This window comes from Pseudarthrobacter sp. MDT1-22, assembly GCF_054511035.1.
On the sequence record NZ_JBTNDK010000075.1, the window covers coordinates 1 to 1316 of the forward strand.

The window sequence follows — 1316 nt, forward strand, 5'->3', positions numbered from 1 at the left end:
TCGATGCTCCTATGGTTGTCAAGCGGCGTTTTGGAGGGTTTCGTGGCCTTGTTGGATCTTGATGAGGATGGGATGAATTTCGCGGCAGACGTAGCGTTTGAGTAGCCGCATGGTCTCGCGTTTGCTCTTCCCTCGGGCCAGGGATTTGGCCATGTAGTCTTTGGTGGCTTGATGGCCCTTCAAGCGGCTGACAATGATGCGGTGGAGGGCGGCGTTGCCTTGCCGGTTTCCTCCCCGGTTCAGCCGGTGTCTGTTCGTTTTCCCGGAGGACGCGGGGATCGGAGCCGCGCCGCAGAGGTGGGCGAGAGCTGATTCGCTGGTGATCCTGTCAACGTTCTCCCCGGTCACGGTCAGTAGTGCCGCAGCAACGTCGGGACCGACGCCGTGGACGGCCAAAAGCTCTGGGGCGTAGTCCTTGACCAGGGCATCGTAGTCTTTCAGCAGCGCGGCGGCTTCGGCCTGCAACGCCAGATGCCTGGTCCCGAGTGCTTTCAGGGCCGTTTTGATGTGTCGGGTCACCAGGGCATCAGTCTTGAGCGCGCGCAGGCGCGTGCAGGCCCGGGAAAGCGGCTTGCCCGTCAAGCCGTCAAGCTTCTCACGCAACGTTTCCGGTGCGGAGACCAGCAGCGACTTGAGCTGGTTCATCGTTTCCGTGCTCTGCTTGATGACCAGCCGCTTGGTTGTGTGCAGGACCCGAATCGCCTCGACGTGACCATCACGGGTCTTCGGGACCGTCGTGGCGCGCTGGGCGAGCACGGCCCGGGCCGCGGAATACGCATCAATCTGGTCCGTTTTTCCCCGCAAGCGCCGCTCCTGCTTATCCGGGGCAATGACGTCAATGACCTCGATGCCGGCAACCCGGAATCGTTTGGTCAACCCGGCACCATAGGAACCCGTTCCTTCCACGCCGGCACGCAGGACCTGCCCGTGACCGGCCACCCAGTCCAGTACCTCCCCGTACCCGGCCGGGGTCGCGGGGAACCGGCGGTCCGCGACCGCTGCCCCCAACGTGGTGATGACGGCTACGTGGTGGAAGTCCTTGTGGGTGTCGACACCAATGATGATTTTATGAATGTTTTCCGGCATGCTGAAAGAAGCCCTTTCGTGAGGGTCAGCGTTCAGGAATGCCAACAGACAAGTCAGTAACGGGACTGGAGTCAGGCTCCTATTAAGTCATGCACGGCATTCCTGAACGCATCACTAGTAAGTGACGGGGACCGGGCCGGCCGACGCATCGAAATAAAGACAGCCAAAGCGTCAGACAGGCTCTGAGTCAGACCAACCCGAACCCCACATCAATCATTACTGACAGGCTC

The 1316-nt window shown here is 61.0% G+C and carries 1 protein-coding gene; it reads right to left on the reverse strand.

The annotated features are described in order from the left end of the window. Positions 1–18: 18 nt before the first annotated feature. A complete protein-coding gene (locus tag ACX80M_RS21015) occupies positions 19–1086 on the reverse strand; it encodes an IS110 family RNA-guided transposase (protein ID WP_459310406.1) in 1068 nt (355 codons plus the stop codon). Positions 1087–1316 lie beyond the last annotated feature (230 nt).